This is a genomic window from Micromonospora sp. NPDC047762 (assembly GCF_043204655.1).
In the GTDB taxonomy this organism is placed as follows: domain Bacteria; phylum Actinomycetota; class Actinomycetes; order Mycobacteriales; family Micromonosporaceae; genus Micromonospora.
The window spans coordinates 244,040-262,631 of record NZ_JBIDCQ010000006.1; the positions used below are offsets into that span (position 1 = coordinate 244,040).

Genomic DNA, 18,592 nt, shown 5'->3' on the forward strand with positions numbered 1-18,592 from the left:
ACGCTCGTCAGGAGGTGGGCGGCCGCTCCTGGTCAAGGTGTGGGGACTGCTGAGTGAGGGTCAGCTGTCCGAGTTCCTGGGTGCATCGGGTGAGCGCGACGTAGAGGCCGTTCCAACCGCGCGGTTCGGCGGCGATGCCCCGAGGGTCGATGAGGAGTGTCGCGTCCCATTCCAGTCCCTTGGACTGGGTCGCGGTGAGCGCCGGCACATCACTCAGCACGGCTTGGAGTGCGGCGATGCGCTCCGCGGGGGCGATGACGCCGACCGTGCCGCCGTGCCACCGTTGCTGCAACTGTCGCACTGCGTCCACGGCGGCGCCGGCAAGCTCAGCCGGTGTGATCGTCAGCTCCCAGGGGGCGATGCCGGAGGAGCGCACCGCTCGTGGCGGGGTGTTGTGGCTGCCAGCCTTCTTCAAGACCGGTTCGGTGAGGTCCATGACCTCGCGCGGGGTCCGGTAGCAGATGGTCAGTTCCGCGGCGGTCCAGCGGTCTCCGAAGGCAGCCCGTACCGCTTGCGCCCAACTGGTGTGCCGGTGGGCTGCCTCGGCCTGGTCGATGTCGCCGACGGCGGTGATGGAGCGACTGGGGCAACGGCGGAGAACCATCTGCCACTGCATCTCGGACAGTTCCTGTGCCTCGTCGATGACGACATGGCCGTACACCCAACCGCGCTGGCGGCGAGCACGTTCGGCGAGGAATTCGCCCTGTGGTTGCGGGGTGTCGACGTCGCCGAGCAGGTCGGCGAGGGCGTCGAGAAGAGGGATGTCGCTTGATGCCCAGGGGGTGGGCTCGGCCGCGACAGCCGCGACCTCCTCGGGGGACAGCTGCGGGGCGAACCGGGCCAGCAGGGTGCGGTCGGTCAGGAGACCACCCAGCAGGGTTTCGGGATCGAGGGTGGGCCACCAGGCCTCGATGAACCGGGCGATGGTGGTGTTCTCGGCGATACGACAACGAAGCTCTTCGACCTCCTCCTCGGAGAGCAACCCGTTGATGTCGCTGCCGGTGGACGCCTCGGTGGAGGAGTGGTCATGCGCCATGCCCTTGTCGACGCGGGCGAGGATGTCCTCGAAGCCTTCCTCCATCTCCGCCATCAGCGTCTCGCGCTGTTCGGCGACGACATCGGCCAGACGGTGGTGCAACTGCTCGGCGAACGCCGCGCGGGCCCGGTGGTACGGACGCCCCTGCACCGCTGAGGCGAGCGCCTGCGCCACGGTCGCGGCCGGAATGACGTAGAACTCGCCCTCCCAGCGCAGCTTCAGCTCGCGCGGACGGGGGAGTAGCGACGTGACGTAGCTTTCGAGCGTTGGCTGCCAGAGGGCGCGGCCCTTGATCTCGGCGAGACGCCGGCTCTCGTCGCGGCCGACGTGGATGTCGGCCAGCAGGGTGTCGCAGGTCGCCGAGACGACGGCGGTCTCACCGAGCGCGGGCAGCACCTGGGCGATGTACTGGAGGAACCGCGGCGAGGGACCCAGGACCAGGACCGCCTGGTCGGTCATCTTCCGGTGGGTGAACAGCAGGTACGCGACGCGGTGCAGGGCGACCACGGTCTTGCCCGTGCCGGGACCGCCCTGGACGATCAGTGGGCCGGTCGCCTCAGCCCGGATGATGTCGTCCTGTTCGCGTTGCAGGGTGGAGATCGCCGTCGACATGCGGCCGGTGCGCCGCTGGTCGAGAGCGGCCAGTAGGGCGCCTTCGCCGACGAGGTCCGCAGTCGCACTTCCGTCGAGGGGTTCGTCGTCCACCCCGACGACGGCCGATCCCGTCGTACGGATGTGCCGGCGCCGTGCCTGACCCTGTGGGTCGACAGCCGTCGCGGTGTAGAACGGTCGAGCTGCGGGAGCGCGCCAGTCCACCAGTAGTGGCTCGGTGCCCTCGCCGTCGTCGCGAAGACCGACGCGGCCCACGTGGCGCACAGTGCCGTCGAGGCCGTCGAGGCGGCCGAAGACCAGCCCTTCCTCTGCTCGCCGTAGCTCGTCGTACTGCTGGCGGAGCATGCGCTGCCGGGCCAGCTCCAACGCGTCCAGGGCCTCTGCCGAAAGCTCGACCTGTAGGTGATCGACCAGCCTGTCGCGCCGGGCCATGGCCAAATCCAGAAATGCCTGTTCCTCGGCGACCGCGGATCGCAGCGCGACGCCCTCCGCCGTGGAGGCCGGCAGGTGGCCGCCAGGTGCTGATTCGGCGACGCCAGCGGTGCCGATGCTCGGGGCAGACTTCCGGTGCATTCACAAATCCTTGGATCGGGGTAACCCTCGGCCCGGATGAGCCGCAGCGCATTCGGCGGCAAGCATAGAGTCCGTTTCCCTCACCGACCAGGCAATCCGCCAGCAGAGATCGGAATCTCAATGCCTTGCAGTTCCGGCGTTGTTCGTGGCCTCATCAATCCCATTTTCATATTGACAGTTCGGTCTCCGTCTGTTCTTTGAGCGTGTTCCGAGCCGTGGGTGCTCTTCGGCCTCAGGCCTGGGTGCGGCACGATGGCGGCGTGTCGATGAAACGCGTTGAAGCTCCGGCCACGCTGTTGACCTGGCTTGCGGACCGTCCTGTCTGGGAGTCGACCACCGGCTACGACGCCGCTGGTTGGCAATCGTCGACCTGGGTCCTCCATTCGATGTACGAGAACGCCAGCCGTGCGGGTCTGGGCACTCACGACGAGCTGCATCGCCACCGGCTCGAATCTGGTGACCTCGCGCCGGAGATCGTCGGAGGCATAAACCTCGACGAGGACACCACCAACACCGGTATTCCCCTGGGCTTCGTCGTCCGACCGGGAAGTCCATGGCGACGGGCGCTCTGGTCGCGGCATCTGATTGACGGACCGGCGTCGGATCGGAGTCACCCGCCATGCCACCGCTGGTTCCCGCACCGCAGTTGGCCCGTCGCCGTCCAGCCGCCGCCTGAAGGGTCCCTCGACGAAGAGAGCCTGGACGCCCTGCTGGACATCCTGAGCAGTTGTTCGGTCGACGGTCCCAGGACCGACTGCGTCGCCTTCTACGCGTCCTTGCCGGCCGGCACCTTCGACAACCCTCAGGTGTGGCGGGGACCGTTGTCAGCAGTCCCCGAACTGATCGAAGAACGTGGGGGGTCTTATCCGTTCTCGCCGACGAATCTGTGGCCCACGGACCGGTCCTGGTTCGTCTGGACGGACTACGACCTACTCGGCACCAAGGTCAGCGGGTCTGCGCAACTGGTCGAGGCGGTCGGTAGCCACCCCGCTCTCGAAGACGGTGGACTGGCCCGCTCAACCCCACTGAGCCGACCTGCGGCAGACGTCGGCGGAGGTCGCGCGGCGCGAGGATGGTCACCGCGGCGCGAGGACGGTCACCGCGGCGCGAGACGGTCACCGCGGTGCCGAGGGTCGTCCCGCGCAGGTCAGCTCAAGCTGAAGGACACGTCGTCGACGTCGAAAGCGGTGGCCCCGTTGCCGGCCGTCTCGCTGGCGAGGAAGCTGGCCGTCGCGGTGCGTTCGGTCGTGGCGGTTCCGCTCGACATCACGTACTGCCGCCACTGCGCTCCGCCGTCGAAGGCCAGCGAGAACCTCGTCTTCGGGGGTATCCCGGTGACCGCCAGTCCGACATTCAGGTAGTCGCCGCGGCTGGTCTCCGTGGTGGTGGTCCGCACCCAGAAGCTGACCGTCAGGTCGCAGTTCGCCGGCACTGTGACGGTGGTGCGCAGCAGGTCGGTACGCGTCACGTCCAGCCCGGCGAAGGCGGCGTAGGCGCGGCCGGTGTGTGCCGGTCGGGTCGCGTCGCCGAACACGACGATGCGGGGGCCAGCCGTCCAGCCGGTGGTGCCGCGCTCGAACCCCGGGTTCGGGTGGATCTGCCCGGTGCAGGGCGGGTCGGCAGCTGGCTGGCCGTGGGATGCGCCGCCGGTGGCCAGGAGCAGCAGTGCCGCAACCGAGATGGTGGTGACGAAGGCCTTCATCGGTTCTCCCCGCGTCTATACATTCGAGATGGTCGATGCATGTCGACGATCCGCGATGGAATCGGGCGCGTCAAGTCCTTCCCGCCGTCGGCTCCGCGTGGGCAGCGGGGCTGGCCGGGACGAGCTGGCGCTACCGCCTGCGGCGGGCGTCTGCCTCGTTGTCGAGCAGGTCGTTGAGTGTCAGCGCTGAGTTGATCAGTGAGAGGTGGCTGAACGCCTGGGGATAGTTGCCGATCTGCTCCCCGGTCGCGGCGATCTCCTCGGCATAGAGGCCAAGGTGGTTGCTGAAGGTGAACATCTTCTCGAACGTGAGTCGGGCGTCGTCGAGGCGGCCGGAACGGGCCAGCGCCTCGACGTACCAGAAGGTGCACATGTTGAAGGTGCCCTCGTGGCCCGGGAGGCCGTCGGGGGAGTGGACCGGGTCGTACCGGTGGACCAGGCTGTCGGAGACCAGTTCACGCTCGATCGCCAGCAGGGTGGACTGCCACAGCGGGTCGCTCGGCGTGACGAAACCGACCGCCGGCATGGCGAGCAGTGCCGCGTCCAGCACGTTCTCGTCGTACGCCTGCACGAAGGTGCCGCGGGCCCGGTCGTATCCGCGCTCCATGACCTGGTTGTAGATGCGGTTGCGCTGCTCGGTCCAGCAGGCCATGTCCCCGGGGCGACCGGTGCGGGTGGCCAGCCGAATGGCCCGGTCCAGCGCGACCCAGGACATCACCCGACCGAAGGTGTAGTTGCGGGGGTGGTGGCGGCTCTCCCAGATGCCGGCGTCGGGTTGGTCCCAGTTGTGGCAGAGCCAGTCGACCAGTCGGACGGTGCTCTTCCACACCTGGTGCGAGACGCGGATGCCCTGCTCGTCGGCGAGGTGCATGGCGTAGAGGGCCTCACCGTGGATGTCGAGCTGGACCTGGTCGGCGGCGCCGTTGCCGATCCGTACCGGCCGGGAACCTCGGTAGCCCTCCAGATGGTCCAGCACCTCCTCGTGCAGGTCGGAGGAGCCGTCCACCCGGTACATGATCTTCAACGGGTCCTGGTGTTCGCCGGCCTCGCGGATCCGCTCGTCCAGCCAGTTCATGTACCGGCTGACCTCCTCGGTGAAGCCGAGGCCGAGCAGTGCGTGCACCGAGAACGACGTGTCGCGTACCCAGGTGTAGCGGTAGTCCCAGTTGCGGGTGCCGCCGACCAGCTCGGGCAGCGCGGTGGTGGGCGCGGCGATCATCGCGCCGGTCGGCGCGTACGTCATGAGTTTGAGCGTGATGGCCGAGCGCTCGACCATCTCCCGCCACCGGCCGGTGTAGCGGGAACGTTCGAGCCAGCGCCGCCAGTAGTCCCGGGTCCACTCGAACATGCCCTGGATCTCTTCCGGCGCGAAGATGCGCGGATCGGCCCCACCCGTCTCCAGGACCACCCCGCCGGTGTCGCCCTCGTTCAGCGTGCCGTACGCGACCAGGTCGCCACCCTCAAGGTGGACGTCACCCTGTTCGGAGATCAACCGCCGAACCGGGTCGACCGGGTTGAACGTCAGCGCCGCCGACCGGCTGCGGAAGACGTAACCGTTGTGGTGGCGCTCAAGCTGATGCTCTTCCCGGGCGTAGTCGAACCGTGGGCGGCACTCGACCCGGAAGCGCATGCTGCCGCGGACCATGGTGACGGTCCGGACCAGCCGATGCGCGTCGGTGGCCCGCTCGCCGGTGACCGGCATGAAGTCCATGACCTCGGCCACCCCGTCGGCGCTGATGAACCGGGTGATCAGGATGGGTGTGCCGGGGAGGTAGAGCTGTTTGGTCACGTACCGTACGTCGTGCGGCGCGATCTGGAAGTAGCCGCCCTTTTCCTTGTCGAGCAGGGCGGCGAAGATGCTCGGTGAGTCGAACCGCGGCGCGCAGAACCAGTCGACGGTCCCGTCGCACGTCACCAGCGCGGCGGTCTGCAGGTCGCCGATGAGCCCGTGATCCTCGATCGCCGGATAGCTGTCCACATCTCTCCCCGGTTCGGCGGCGTCCTGCGCACCGAACTTAGGGGAGGAATTGTCGGCTTAGGTGAGATTCACGTTCCGCCACCCTGTCGCGTTCCCCCACGTAACGCGGCGAGGTCCGGGGTCCTGCGCCGACCCGGCCAGCCTCACGGTCAGCGCAGCGGGCGGCAGGAGGAGCGGATGACCAGCTCGGTGGGGAGCCGGATGTGGGTGTCGCGGTCGACGCCGGCGATCAGGTCGACGAGGAGGCGCAACGCCTCGGCGCCCATTCGTTGCAGCGGCTGCATGATGGTCGTCAGTGGCGGGTTGACCAGCGCCGACTCCGGGACGTTGTCGAAGCCGATCACCGACAGGTCGTCGGGCACTGACAGGCCCATGTCGCGGGCCACGGTCATCGTGGAGATCGCGGAGAGGTCGTTACCCGCGAAGATCGCGCTCGGTCGGTCGCTGAGGGCGAGCAGCTCCGCGGCCGTGCCGGCGGCGCTCTCGATCCGGAACCCGCCGACGCGGACGAGCCGCTCGTCCACCGGCACGCCGGCTTCGGCCATCGCACTGCGGAAGCCGGCCTCGCGCAGCTGGGCGGACTTCAGGTCGGTGCGTCCACTGATGTGCCCGATGCGGGTGTGGCCGAGGGACAGCAGGTAGTTGGTCGCCAGTACGGCGCCGGCGAAGTTGTCCGAGTCGACGGTGGGCAGGTCGGACGGCCCGGTGTGGGGGTCGACGGCCACGACGTGGAAGCTGTGTTCGGTCTCGACCACTGTCGGCGTGACGATCACGGCGCCGTCGATGAGTGTGCCGGAGAGTCGGGCGAGCGAGCGCCGCTCCCACCCCACGGCGGCACCCTCGCCGTCACCGCTGGAGTAGGCCAGTAGCTGGTATCCGCTCCCGGCGACCTCCTGCGACGCCCCCTTGAGCAGCTCGGTCGAGAACGGCTCGAACTCGGCGACCAGGATGCCGAGCACGTTGGTGCGGTGGCTGCGCAGGCTCTGCGCCCCCAGGCTCGCCTCGTAGCCGAGCTCGTGGATGACCTGCTGGACTCGCTCCACTGTTGCCTGGGCCACGCCGTAGCGGCCGTTGACGACCTTCGACACGGTCGCGACCGAGACGCCGGCAGTACGTGCCACATCCGACATCTTGACGCGCTGCTGAAACACCACGTCGATGATGATAGGGCCCTGCTGCCGCTGCGGTGTCACCGACTCGAAAACGTTATCGATACCGATTGACATCAAGTTACATGACTGTAAAACTTCGCCGCAGGCCGAGTACCGCGACTGAGTAGTCGAGGAGACATCTATGGCAACGAAGCGGCGTGCAAGTGCCGTCCTGGCACTGTTGATGACAAGTGTTCTCGTTACCGCCGGCTGTGGCGGCGGCGGCGAAGAGGCGGCCCCTCAGAACGAGCTGTACAAGGATCCGGTGACCCTGACCTGGTGGCACAACGCCTCACAGGACGGGCCCGGCAAGACCTACTGGGAGAAGGTCGCCAAGGACTTCTCCGCACTCCACCCCACCGTCAAGATCGAGATCGAGGCGATCGAGACGAACCAGCTCCAGCGCACCCGGCTCCCTGCCGCGCTGCTGAGCAGCGACCCGCCGGACATCTTCCAGGCCTGGGGTGGCGGCGAGATGGCTGAGCAGGTGGAGGCCGACTACCTCAAGGAGATCACCGACCAGGTCAAGACCGAGGTCGGCGACATCGGCAGTGCCGCAGAGATCTGGCAGGTCAAGGGCAAGCAGTACGGCCTGCCGTTCCGGATGGGCATCGAGGGCGTCTGGTACAACAAGGAGATGTTCGCGCGAGCGGGCATCGCGGCTCCGCCGACCAACTTCGAGGAGCTCAACGCCGCGGTCACCAAGCTCAAGGCGATCAACGTCATTCCGATCGCCGTGGGTGCCGGTGACAAGTGGCCGGCCGCGCACTGGTGGTACAACATGGCGCTGCGCGCCTGCTCGGTCGACACCCTCAAGAAGGCGTCCGCGGAGAAGACCTTCGACGATCCGTGCTTCGTGAAGGCCGGCCAGGACCTGAAGGCGTTCATCGACACCAAGCCGTTCCAGCCCAACTTCATCGCCACGCCGGGCCAGAACGATCCGACCAGCGCCAACGGCATGCTCGCCAACGGCAAGGCCGCGATGGAGCTCATGGGTGACTGGAACCGCGGCACGCTGGACACCGTCGCCACGGACAAGACGAAGCTCGCGTCGTTCCTCGGCTGGTTCCCGGTGCCGGCGATCAGCGGTTCCCCGGGTGACCCGAAGGCGGCCCTCGGCGGTGGTGACGGGTTCTCCTGCTCCAAGAACGCCCCGTCCGAGTGCGTCGAGTTCCTCAAGTACATCGTGAGCCCCGAAGTGCAGAAGGGCTACGCCGAGACCGGCACGGGCCTGCCTGTGGCCAAGGGTGCGGCGGACGCCGTCAAGGACCCCGCGCTGAAGTCCATCCTGGAGGCCACCTCCGGGGCGAGCTACGTCCAGCTCTGGTTGGACACGGCTTACGGCAGCACCATCGGTAACGCGATGAACGACGCGATCGTCACCATCTTCGCCGGCAATGGGACGCCTGAGAAGGTCGTCTCGGCAATGAAGGCGGCCGCAAGCAAGTGACCTCCGCCAACCAGATCCGTATGCCCGCCGGCGGCGCTTCCGCGTCGCCGGCGGGCCCCCGCCCGGCCGCGCGCGATTCCGCCCGCCGAGCCGACAACCGCCGCAAGTGGTACGAGATCATCGGGCTGACCGCGCCGGCCGTCGCCATCTACGTGATGTTCGTGCTGGTGCCGATGGGCTTCGCGGTCTACTACAGCCTGTTCCGGTGGCGCGGGGTCGGGCCGCCCACCGAGTTCGTCGGTCTGCGGAACTACACCCTCGCCTTCCAGGATCCGATCTTCCTCGACGCGTTGCGCAACAACGCCATCATCGTGTTCGGGTCGCTGCTGATCCAGGGGCCGATCGCCCTGGGCGTCGCCCTGCTGCTCAACCGTCGCTTCCGTGGGCGGTCCGTGTTCCGCCTCCTGGTGTTCGTGCCGTACGTGCTGGCCGAGGTCACGGTCGGCATCATGTGGAAGTTGCTCCTCACTGGCGACGGCACTGTCGACGCGCTGCTGCGGTCCCTGGGAATGGGCGGCCTGGTGCAGGCCTGGCTGGCGGACCTGGACGTGGTCATCTGGACCCTGTTGGCCGTTCTCACCTGGAAATATGTCGGCTTCGCCATCATCCTGCTCCTCGCCGGGCTGTCCAATGTGCCCGACGAGCTGACCGAGGCCGCCGCCATCGACGGCGCGAGCTGGTGGCAGATCCAACGGCACGTCACGATTCCGCTGCTCGGCCCGACGATCCGGATCTGGATGTTCCTGTCCATGATCGGCTCGCTGCAGATCTTCGACATGATCTGGGTGACCTCGGTGCCCGCGGTGCGGTCGCTCGGCGCGTCGGCCACCATGGCGACGTACATGGTGGACAACGGGTTCTTCGCCCGGCTCTGGGGCTACGGCAACGCCGTGGCGGTAATCCTCTTCGTCATCTCCTTCGTGGCGGCGCTGCTGTTCCAGCGGTTCCTGCTCCGCCGCGACATCGAGGGCGCCATCACCGGAAGGGCGAAGTGACGATGGCCGTGAACTCGGTTCTCCCCCCGTCCACCGGACGCCGCCAGGTCTCCTGGGGCACGCCGCTCACCTACGCGCTCGCCCTCGCGATCGCGGCGGTGTCGATCGCCCCGGTCATCTACGTGGTCATCGGCGGTTTCCGCACCACCCCGCAGATCGTCGCCGACCCGGCCGGCCTGCCCGACCCGTTCGTCTGGGACAACTACTCCCGGGTGCTGACCCAGAGCAACTTCTGGCAACAGGCGTTCAACAGCGCGGTCATCGCCCTCGGCACCACGCTCGCCGTCGTCGTGCTCGGCCTGGCCGCCGCGTTCGTGCTGGCCCGCTACCGGTTCCGCGGGCGAGAAGGGCTCTACACCTTCTTCACCCTCGGCCTGCTGTTTCCGGCCGGGGCGGCGATCCTGCCGCTCTACCTCATGCTGCGTGACCTGAATCTGATCAACTCGTACTACGCGGTGATCCTGCCGCAGGTCGCCTTCTCACTTCCGCTGACGATCGTGATCCTGCGTCCCTTCCTCTCCGCCATTCCGCGAGAGTTGGAGGACGCCGCCGCCATCGATGGTGCGAGTCGGCTCGGCTTCCTCTGGCGCGTCGCGATGCCGCTGTCGCGGCCCGCGCTCGTCACCGTTGGCGTCCTGGCGTTCGTGGCGAGCTGGAACTCGTTCCTGCTGCCGCTGCTCGTCCTCAGCGACGTCAACCTGCACACCCTGCCGCTGGGCGTGCAGAACTTCTCCAGCCAGTACACGACCGACACGGCAGGCGTACTCGCCTTCACCTCGCTGGCAATGCTGCCGGCGCTGCTCTTCTTCACGCTCGCGGAGAAGCAGATCGTCGGTGGCCTGCAGGGTGCGGTCAAGGGCTGAGCGGCAGCGGTACGAGCACAACCACAGGAAGGCACAGCATGACTGAGGTCCACGCGGTGGTGGACGGGCCGGTGCCGGCCCAGGCCGGTCCGGAGCACGGACGACCGGACGGGCACGACGGCGAGGCCCGCGTACGCGAACTCCTCGGCCGGATGACGATCGAGGAGAAGATCGCCCAGCTCGTCGGCTTCTGGGAGAAGGAGGACGGCGAGGCGGTCGCACCGTTGCAGGGCGAGTTCGGCGACTCCTCCAAGCTTGAGGACTTCTCCCGGCACGGGCTCGGCCACCTCACCCGCGCCTACGGGACCCGCCCACTGGACGCGGCGCAACGCGCGTCCTGGTTGTGGAAGTTCCAGCGGGACCTGGTCACCGGCACCCGGCTCGGCATCCCGGCGATCGTGCACGAGGAGTGCCTCACCGGACTGTCCGCGTGGAAGGCGGCCACGTTCCCCACCCCGCTGGCCTGGGGTGCCGCGTTCAACCCCGAACTGGTCACCGAGATGGCCGCGGCGATCGGCGCCTCGATGCGGGCCCTGGGCGTGCACCAGGGGCTCTCCCCGGTGCTCGACGTGATCCGTGACCCCCGCTGGGGCCGGGTCGACGAGTGCGTCGCCGAGGACCCGTACCTGGTCGGCACCATCGGCACCTCGTACGTGCGCGGCCTGCAGTCGCAGGGGGTGCACGCCACCCTCAAGCACTTCGCCGGCTACTCCGCCTCGCGCGCCGGGCGCAACTTCGCCCCGGTGCACATCGGCCGCCGGGAACTGGCCGACGTGCTGCTGCCCCCGTTCGAGATGGCGATCCTCGACGGCGACGCGCGCAGCGTCATGCACTCGTACACCGAGATCGACGGGGTGCCGGTCGCCGCCGACCCGACGATGCTGACCGGCATCCTGCGCGACCAGTGGGGCTTCGACGGCACTGTGGTGGCCGACTACTACGGTGTCGCGTTCCTGAACCTGCTGCACCACGTGGCGAGCGATCACGCCGACGCGGCCGGGCAGGCGTTGACCGCCGGTCTCGACGTCGAACTGCCCACCGGCGACGCCTACCTGACCCTGGTTGAGTCGGTGCGGACGGGCAGGCTCGACGAGGCGCTGATCGACCGCGCGGTGCTGCGGGTGCTGCGCCAGAAGCGGGACCTCGGTCTGCTCGACGCGACCTTCGACGACGAGCCGCCCCAGGCGATCGATCTCGACTCGCCCGAGCACCGGTCGATCGCCCGTCGGCTCGCCGAGGAATCGATCGTGCTGGTCGCCAACCGGGACGCGCTGCCGCTGCCCGCGGGGCGACGGGTGGCCCTCATCGGCCCGAACGCCGACCGGCAGAGCGCGCTCTTCGGGTGCTACTCATTCCTCAACCACGTCCTTGTCCAGCACCCCGGCGTGGAGACCGGCATCGACGTGCCGACCGTGCTCGACGCCCTGCGGGCCGAGTTCGGCGGCGACCTCGTCACCTGGGCACGCGGCTGCGACGTGGACGACGACGACCGATCCGGCTTCGACGAGGCCGTCGCCACAGCCTCCGGCGCGGACGTGGCCGTCCTGGTCGTCGGCGACCACGCCGGCCTCTTCGGACGCGGCACGGTCGGCGAGGGCTGCGACCGGGAGGACCTGGAGCTGCCCGGCGTCCAGCGCCAACTGGTCGAGGCGGTGCTGGCAACCGGCACACCGGTCGTCCTCGTGCTGGTCACCGGCCGGCCGTACGCGGTCGGCTGGGCGCTCGCGCGCTGCGCGGCGGTGGTGCAGGCGTTCTTTCCGGGAGAGGAGGGCGCCGGGGCGATCGCGGGGGTGCTCTCCGGGCGGGTCAACCCGTCGGGCCGGTTGCCGGTCAGCCTGCCCCGGTCGGCGGGCGCGCAGCCGTACTCCTACCTGCACCCCACCCTCGGTACGGGCAACGAGGTGACCAACCTGCCGGCGACGCCCGTGGCGCCGTTCGGCCACGGCCTGTCCTACACGACATTCGCGTACAGCGAGCTCACCGTGCCCAGCACGACGCCCACCAGCGGGGCGGTGGAGGTGACCGTGCGGGTGACGAACACCGGCGCGTTCGCTGGCGACGACGTGGTCCAGCTCTACGGTCGTGATGTGGTCGCCTCGGTGACCCGGCCGGTGGCGCAGCTGCTCGGCTACCGGCGGGTCCATCTGGAACCGGGCCAGTCCGTCACTGTCGAGCTCACGGTGCCCACCACCCGTCTGGCCTTCTCCGACCGCACGTTCACCCGGGTGGTGGAGCCTGGCGACGTCGAGCTGTGGGTCGGCACCAGTGCGCGGCGGGACGCCCAGGCGCTGACCACGCTGGTCGGCGACACCGTCCCGGTCACCAACGCCTCCCCACGCTGGACCACCACAGACGTCCGCTGAGAGTCGGTCCGCCGACTGTCCCCAGCGGACAGTCGGCGGACCGGCCGCACTCTCGCGTGGGTCGCCGCGGTGACCTCGCGCGGGTGGCGTAGGGCCCGGCGCGCGTCCGAGCCGGCGACGACGGCACTACGACGTGCTACTCGTGCACGCGGTCCTGGCGAGGGCCGAGCCGGCTGATCTCGTACCCGTCGGGGTAGCTCTTGGTTGTGATCCCGTCGGCGAACAACGCGGTCGTCGGTGGTGCTCCGAACCACCGCTGCGACAGCGAGCGCGTCCGCAGGGCCAGGTGCACACCCGCCCGGACCGGCCAGGTCGGCGTGTCGACCCGCGTCGCGCGCCGCAGCGGCGCGTCATACAGGGCGCTGACCAGCGCGTTTCCCAGTGGGGCGAGCGTCCGGGGGATCCGGGTGAGCATCAGCATGCGGGTGGCGCGTTCGATGGCCGCCGCGTCGTCGTTGGGTTGCAGGTGAACTGCGTCGTACGCGTCGAACCAGGTCTCGAACTCGCCGTACGACCCCGGGATGTCGGTGATGCCCATCCGTCGGCCGAGTTCCCGGTAGAACAGGTACGTGGCGTGACGTTCGTGGCAGCAGGGTGGGCGCCAGCCGTACTCCTGCAACCACCGGGTGGGGATCACGACCAGGCAGCCGAGGACGTAGCGGAAGTCGTCGTTGCTGATGTCGTACGGGCGGTGGATCTGGTTGACGCGCCGCAACGCCTCGCGGCCCCGAGGCTGATCGAAGCCGTTGAGCACCATCTCGTACATCAGCAGACCGGTGTCGTCGATGCGCTTCTGGGTGCGTTCGGTCAGCTCCCCGGTGGCGGTGTGCACGGCGGCGATGGCGGGGATGGAGAACGACCGGTTGAAGGCGAGGTTGAGCCCGAGCTTCATGTCCCACGGAAACTCGTAGCGCAGCATGGTCTGGTAGATGACCAGGTGGTCGCGCTCCGGGTCGAGAGCGCGGGTGCGGGTCAGGTTGTCGTAGCGGCCTCTCATCGGCGGGCGTCTCCAGCGGTGTGATGTGGGTGCCTACCCGACCAGGTGACAGTCGTCAGCCGGGCGCCGAGGAGCCGCCGCGCCCGGGCGACCTGACGCGTTGTCGCGTTGACCAGCACTGGCTGCTCGGCGGCGTCGAGGATGGGCAGATCCGACAGTGAGTCGCTGTAGGCCACCCGCCACGGTGGCGTCACCCCCTGGCCGGCGAGCTGCGCCATCTTGGTCGCCCCATGGTTGTGCACTATCAGTTTCGGCCCGCGAATGCGCGAGGCCACGAGCTCGACCTCGGCGAGGCCGATCGCGTCGAGCACGGCGCGCGCCAGGGTGTGCTCGCACGCGGTCACCACGATGACCCGGTCGCCGGCGGCAAGGTGGGTACGGATCATCCGCAGACCGGGCTCGATCATCCGCCCGGGTTCCGCACCGAGGTGCGCACCGAAGCGTTCCAGCTCTGCCCGCAACTCGTCCGCGTTCCGGCCCACCAGGCCGATCCGGCTGACCCACCGCGCTGCCCACGGACGGAGGGCGGGAAGGGTGGCGACGGGCGCGAGGAAGACGAGCGCGGCGACGGCGAGCGGCAGCCGGGCACCCGCGAAAGCAGTGCGTCGTAGGAAGAGCCCGAATGCGTCCCCGCGCAGCAGCACACCGTCGAAATCGAAGATCACGGTGTCTGCGGTCGACGCCCTCATCGGTCTATCGACCTCGGTGCCGCGGGCGGTTCGCCATCAGCCGAGTGTACGGGTGGTCGGGTGGGTCAGGTTGGCTCGTCCGCGGTCGGTAGCACCGCGATCAGGTCGAGCACCTCGGCGGCGCTGGCCGCGCCGAAGGCGTCGGTGAGGATGGCCGCGAACACCTCGTCGCCGAGCCTGGCCCGTAGTTCGCGCAGCGCGTTGAGGTCGAGCGCCGCGTTCGCCGACCCGATCTGCCGGTCGATGCTCAGCGCCTCGACGATCAGTGGGATGCCCTCCGCTGGGTGGCCCTGCTCGACGCGCAGCTGCCCGAGCGCCACCTGGTCCAGCGCCACCGCCTCCCAGTCGCCCTTTTCGCGGTCGATCCGCAGGCAGGTCCGGTAGCACCGCTCGGCCAGGGCCCGGTCGCCGCGCAGGCCGGCCACCCTGCCGAGGTGGAAGGTGCTGTTGGAGACGCCCGTCAGGTTCCCGAGCCGTTTCTTGATCGCGATGGAGCGACGGTAGAACCCGTCCGCGTCGGCGAGATCCTCCTGCGCCTCGCAGACCCGGCCGAGCTGGTGCAGGACGATGGCCTGGTTGGGCTCGTGGCGCAGCACGCGATAGACCTGCAACGCCTGCTCGTAGCGCGACCGCGCCTCGGTCAGCCGGCGGGTCTCCAGGGCTGCCCCGCCGAGGTCCTCGTGGCACTTGGCGACCCCCGCCTGGTAGCCGGCGGCGGCGCAGATCGGCAACGCCCGCAGCAGGCACATCCGGGCGGTGCCGAAGTCACCGGCCTGGGCGGCGGCGATGGCGCGATGGACGTAGCCACTGCCCAGCGGCGTCGGGTGGGAAGTGTCGAACCGGAACCGCAGGTACGCCTCGACCCACTCGGCCCGCTGCGCCGCCTGCCTCCGTTCGAGGTGCCGGGACAGCAGGGCGGAGAAGGCGTGCGCGCCCAGTTCCAGGCGCTGCACGGCCAGCCATTCCAGGGCCGCCTGGAGCGGCGGCTGGTCGTCCCCGCCGATCGCGTTCAGTGTGTGCGGCACCGCCTCGGCAGCCCGGCCGAGGACGGTCCGGACGCCGCCGAGCAGTTCGTCGCAGCGGCGCAGCAGCGGGTCCTCGCCGAGAGCCGCGACGATCGTCCGGGCGCGGGCGTAGCAGCTCTCGGCGAACTCAAGGTCGTCGAGGTCGCGGGCGAGGTGACCGAGCAACAGCGAGCACTCCGCGATGTGACCGTTGCTGCCGACCTCCTCGAAGATCTTCAGCGCGGCGCGGACCCGCTCCTCGGCGGTCTCGTACGCGAACTGGGCGAGGGCGATGCGTCCGAGCATCACCAGCCCGCTGCCCTGCTGGACCCGGACGCCCAACCGTCCGTAGCTGGTGATCGCCACCTGGACGCACCGCTCCGCCTTCACGAAGTCCCGGGCCTCGAAGGCGAGTACGCCGATCTGGTGGTGGCTCGCCGCGATCCCCTCCAGGTCGTCGAGGTCCCGGGCGATCGCCAGCTCCTCCAGGTAACGCGACATGGCCAGCTCGGCGTCGCCGTTGCCGCGGGCGATCCCGGCGAGCTGGTGCAGGGTCCGGGAGACCGCCGAGCGGTCGCCGAGCCCGCTCAGGATCGTCAACGCCTCCTGGAACAGCCGGTCCGCGCTCGCCCGGTCGCCCCGGTTGTCGGCGACCAGGCCCAACTGGTGCAGGAGCTTGCCGACCCCGCTGTCGTCGCCGAGATCCCGGTAGACGGCGAGCGCCGCCTCGTAACGCTGCGTCGCCTGCGGGTACTCACCCCGGCTGAGGTGCACGTCGCCGAGTCCCTTGAGGAAGCTCGCGAAACGCGCCGAGCCCGGGGATGCCAGCGGCAGCAGTTCCCGCCAGATCCTTTCCTCCCAGGCCCAGTGCCCGGCCGCGTGCAACTCCTGGCAGGCCAGCTCGGAGTAGGTGACGACCTCGTCGGTGTCACCCGCCGCCAGGTGGTGGTACCGCGCCTCGACGGCCCGGCGGATGAAGTCGTGCTGGTCGGTGCTGGACCGGGCCCGCCAGCCCCAGTAACGGCCCGCCCGGCGGTGCGCGTCGACCACCGCGTCGCGGCCGGCGATCCGCTGCAGGCTCGCCGCCGTCCACCGGTGCACCAGGTGGCCCCTGGTGACCGGGGCGAGCAGCCCCAGCTGCGACAGCGCCTCGACCGCCTCGTCCAGCCCCGCCGGTTCCGGTGGTGGGTCGTCGCCGTCGGCCGGGTCGACGAGCTGCCAGGCGAGCCCGGTCCGGTCCGCCGGAGTGCGGTACACCGCCGCGCCGAGCAGCAACCGACGGGCCGCCGGGACGGCCTCCAGGCGGGCGAGCAGCCGGGGCAGCAGCACATCCTCGGCGGCCAGCGCCCCGGCCTCGGCCAGCGGCGTGCCGACCTCGGCCGGCGCGGCGTCCGGGCCACCGCCGGCCGCGGCCAGTCGGCCGGCGACCTCGTCGGATCGGGCGTTGCCGCCGCGCAGCAGGCCGTCGAGGTATTCCAGCGCGCGCGGGTGGCCACCCAGCCGGTGCCACATCCGTTGCTGTTCCGCCGACGCCAGCTGGCCCACGCCCGGCAGTCGCCAGAGCAGCTTGCGGGTCTCCTGCCAGGAGAGCGGACCGAGGTGACAGGCTTCCAGACCGGCGACCGGGAACGGGTGCCGGCTGGTCACGACCAGCTCGTGGTGGGACGCCCAGGCGGCGAGGAACGCGGCCAGGTCCGCGTCGGCCAACCGGTGCTCGGCATCCAGGGCGTCCTCGGCGTTGTCGAGGACGAGCAGCAGCGGCGGGCCACCGGTGCCGATAGCGTCCAACCGTCGCCGCCAGTCCTGGCCCGGCTGGGCGAGGACGACGAGCCATCGCCGCAGCGCGTCGTCAGGGGCCGCTCCGGCGCAGCGGCTCTCCACCTGGCGGCACAGCTCGTCGAGGATCGCGTCGACGGTGGCGTCGCCGTGGGTCGCCACGACGATGCCACCCGCGTCGCGGAACCGCCGCGCGAGTTCCGCGGCGAGACTCGTCTTGCCGATCCCACCGATGCCGTGAACGAGCACCCGAAGCTTTCCCCGGGACAGCCGACGCAGGATCTCCCGGCGGCCCACGAAGTCAGTGGGCGCACGCACCACGCCGTCCCCGACTATCGATTGGCCCGGCGGGGCGGCAATGGCAGCGCCGTCCCGTCCGCCGGCCAGCCGCAGCCCGGGGTCCGCCAGGAACAGCGTCGGCATCCACCACTCGGCGGCGGTCGGGGCCAGCTCGCGCCGTACGGCGGAGACCTCCGCCAGCAGCTCCGGCTCGCTGCGGGCGGCCAACCGCTCGTAGAGCCGAGCGCAGAAGTCGATGGTGTACCCGTCGCTGACCGTCCCGTTCATCGCCAACACCGCCGGCGCGCCGTGGGTCAGCAGCGTGCCGGCCAGCCCGGGCAGTTCCCGTTGATCCTGGCGGGCTGTCGAGCAGCCGGCCAGGACGATCAACGGCACGGTCCGGCCGGGCGGCAGCACCTCGGCCAGGAACCGCGCGGCGTCCACACGGTCCTCCGTGCCGGTGGGCGTCTCCAGCAGCAGCGCGCCCGGACGCGCGTGGCTGGAGACGTGCAGGACGTGGAACGGTTCCTCGGCGAGGGCGGCCCGGATCGCGGCGGCGCTGCCCCACTCCAGGACGCGGACCCGCACCCCGTGCCGATGCCCGGGTTCCACAGCGCCGAGGATCCGCCCGAGTTCCCGCTCGTGGTCCAGCAGCGGCTGGGTCGAGTCGTCCGGGCTCGCGATCGCCGCGAGCATCCGCAGTGGGCCGTCCACCCGGACCGTGGGTGCCGGTGTGTCGTCGCCGGTCCGGCAGACGTCGACGTCGGGTCGCAGCGCCAACGGCAGTTCCTCGCCGGGCAGCACCAGCGTCTCCCAGGGCAGGTCGGCCAGGGCCGGGTCGACGACCTCGATGCCGAGTCGGTGCCGGCCGGGGCGGGCCAGTTCGGCGCGCAGGGCCGGGCCGGGGGCGTCGAGGAAACGGCGGCCGAGCGCGACGCCGACCTCATACGACAGCTCCACCGAGGGGCCGCCGCGCAGCCGCCAGAGCAGGTCGGCCGTGCGTTGATCGCCTGGGCCCACCGGGTACCGGCGTCGGTCGCCCTCAACGACCAGGACCACGTCGGTCGCGCTGACTGTCAACCGGATCACGAAAGGCCCCCTGCGGTCGCCCGGCGGACGACCCG

11 protein-coding genes are annotated in these 18,592 nt (G+C 69.9%); 4 read left to right on the forward strand and 7 right to left on the reverse strand.

Going from position 1 to position 18,592, the window contains the following annotated elements; genetic code table 11:
- Nucleotides 1-7: 7 nt before the first annotated feature.
- The 4 genes from ACGF3C_RS20420 to ACGF3C_RS20435 all read right to left on the reverse strand — a co-directional run bounded on the left by ACGF3C_RS20420 (nucleotide 8) and on the right by ACGF3C_RS20435 (nucleotide 7,055).
- Nucleotides 8-2,221 (reverse strand): HelD family protein, encoded by a 2,214-nt coding sequence (locus tag ACGF3C_RS20420; protein ID WP_393224158.1) that lies wholly within the window; start codon nucleotides 2,219-2,221, stop codon nucleotides 8-10.
- Nucleotides 2,222-3,368: 1,147 nt separating this feature from the next.
- Entirely contained in the window at nucleotides 3,369-3,923 is a 555-nt protein-coding gene (locus ACGF3C_RS20425) for a hypothetical protein (protein ID WP_357227036.1), read from the reverse strand.
- Nucleotides 3,924-4,053: 130 nt separating this feature from the next.
- Nucleotides 4,054-5,901 (reverse strand): glycoside hydrolase family 15 protein, encoded by a 1,848-nt coding sequence (locus ACGF3C_RS20430; RefSeq protein WP_357227033.1) that lies wholly within the window; start codon nucleotides 5,899-5,901, stop codon nucleotides 4,054-4,056.
- 149 nt (nucleotides 5,902-6,050) lie between these two features.
- Nucleotides 6,051-7,055, reverse strand: a complete 1,005-nt coding sequence (locus ACGF3C_RS20435) for a LacI family DNA-binding transcriptional regulator (RefSeq protein WP_357227031.1) — start codon at nucleotides 7,053-7,055, stop codon at nucleotides 6,051-6,053.
- Between the two features lie 139 nt (nucleotides 7,056-7,194).
- On the opposite strand from ACGF3C_RS20435, the gene ACGF3C_RS20440 reads away from it, so the two are divergent.
- Genes ACGF3C_RS20440 through ACGF3C_RS20455 form a run of 4 tightly spaced genes read left to right on the forward strand, consistent with a single transcriptional unit; the run spans nucleotide 7,195 to nucleotide 12,723 of the window.
- The gene (locus ACGF3C_RS20440) at nucleotides 7,195-8,502 is read left to right on the forward strand and encodes an extracellular solute-binding protein (protein WP_393224162.1); all 1,308 of its coding nucleotides are present in this window, start codon (nucleotides 7,195-7,197) and stop codon (nucleotides 8,500-8,502) included.
- Nucleotides 8,499-9,497 carry a sugar ABC transporter permease gene (locus ACGF3C_RS20445; protein ID WP_357227026.1) on the forward strand — a complete coding sequence of 333 codons (999 nt, stop codon included), beginning with the start codon at nucleotides 8,499-8,501 and terminating at the stop codon, nucleotides 9,495-9,497. The genes ACGF3C_RS20440 and ACGF3C_RS20445 overlap by 4 nt, the downstream gene beginning before the upstream one ends.
- A complete protein-coding gene (locus tag ACGF3C_RS20450) occupies nucleotides 9,494-10,360 on the forward strand; it encodes a carbohydrate ABC transporter permease (protein ID WP_393224165.1) in 867 nt (288 codons plus the stop codon). Before ACGF3C_RS20445 ends, ACGF3C_RS20450 begins: the two co-directional genes overlap by 4 nt.
- Before the next feature lie 38 nt (nucleotides 10,361-10,398).
- A complete protein-coding gene (locus ACGF3C_RS20455) occupies nucleotides 10,399-12,723 on the forward strand; it encodes a glycoside hydrolase family 3 N-terminal domain-containing protein (protein WP_393224168.1) in 2,325 nt (774 codons plus the stop codon).
- A 136-nt stretch (nucleotides 12,724-12,859) separates the two neighbouring features.
- Here ACGF3C_RS20455 and ACGF3C_RS20460 read toward each other — a convergent pair whose 3' ends face one another.
- From ACGF3C_RS20460 to ACGF3C_RS20470, 3 genes are all read right to left on the reverse strand, one after another.
- Nucleotides 12,860-13,720 carry an oxygenase MpaB family protein gene (locus ACGF3C_RS20460; RefSeq protein WP_393224171.1) on the reverse strand — a complete coding sequence of 287 codons (861 nt, stop codon included), beginning with the start codon at nucleotides 13,718-13,720 and terminating at the stop codon, nucleotides 12,860-12,862.
- Nucleotides 13,717-14,409 carry a haloacid dehalogenase-like hydrolase gene (locus ACGF3C_RS20465; RefSeq protein WP_393224174.1) on the reverse strand — a complete coding sequence of 231 codons (693 nt, stop codon included), beginning with the start codon at nucleotides 14,407-14,409 and terminating at the stop codon, nucleotides 13,717-13,719. The genes ACGF3C_RS20460 and ACGF3C_RS20465 overlap by 4 nt, the downstream gene beginning before the upstream one ends.
- A 65-nt stretch (nucleotides 14,410-14,474) precedes the next feature.
- A complete protein-coding gene (locus ACGF3C_RS20470; protein WP_393224177.1) occupies nucleotides 14,475-18,557 on the reverse strand; it encodes a tetratricopeptide repeat protein in 4,083 nt (1,360 codons plus the stop codon).
- Between the last annotated feature and the right edge of the window lie 35 nt (nucleotides 18,558-18,592).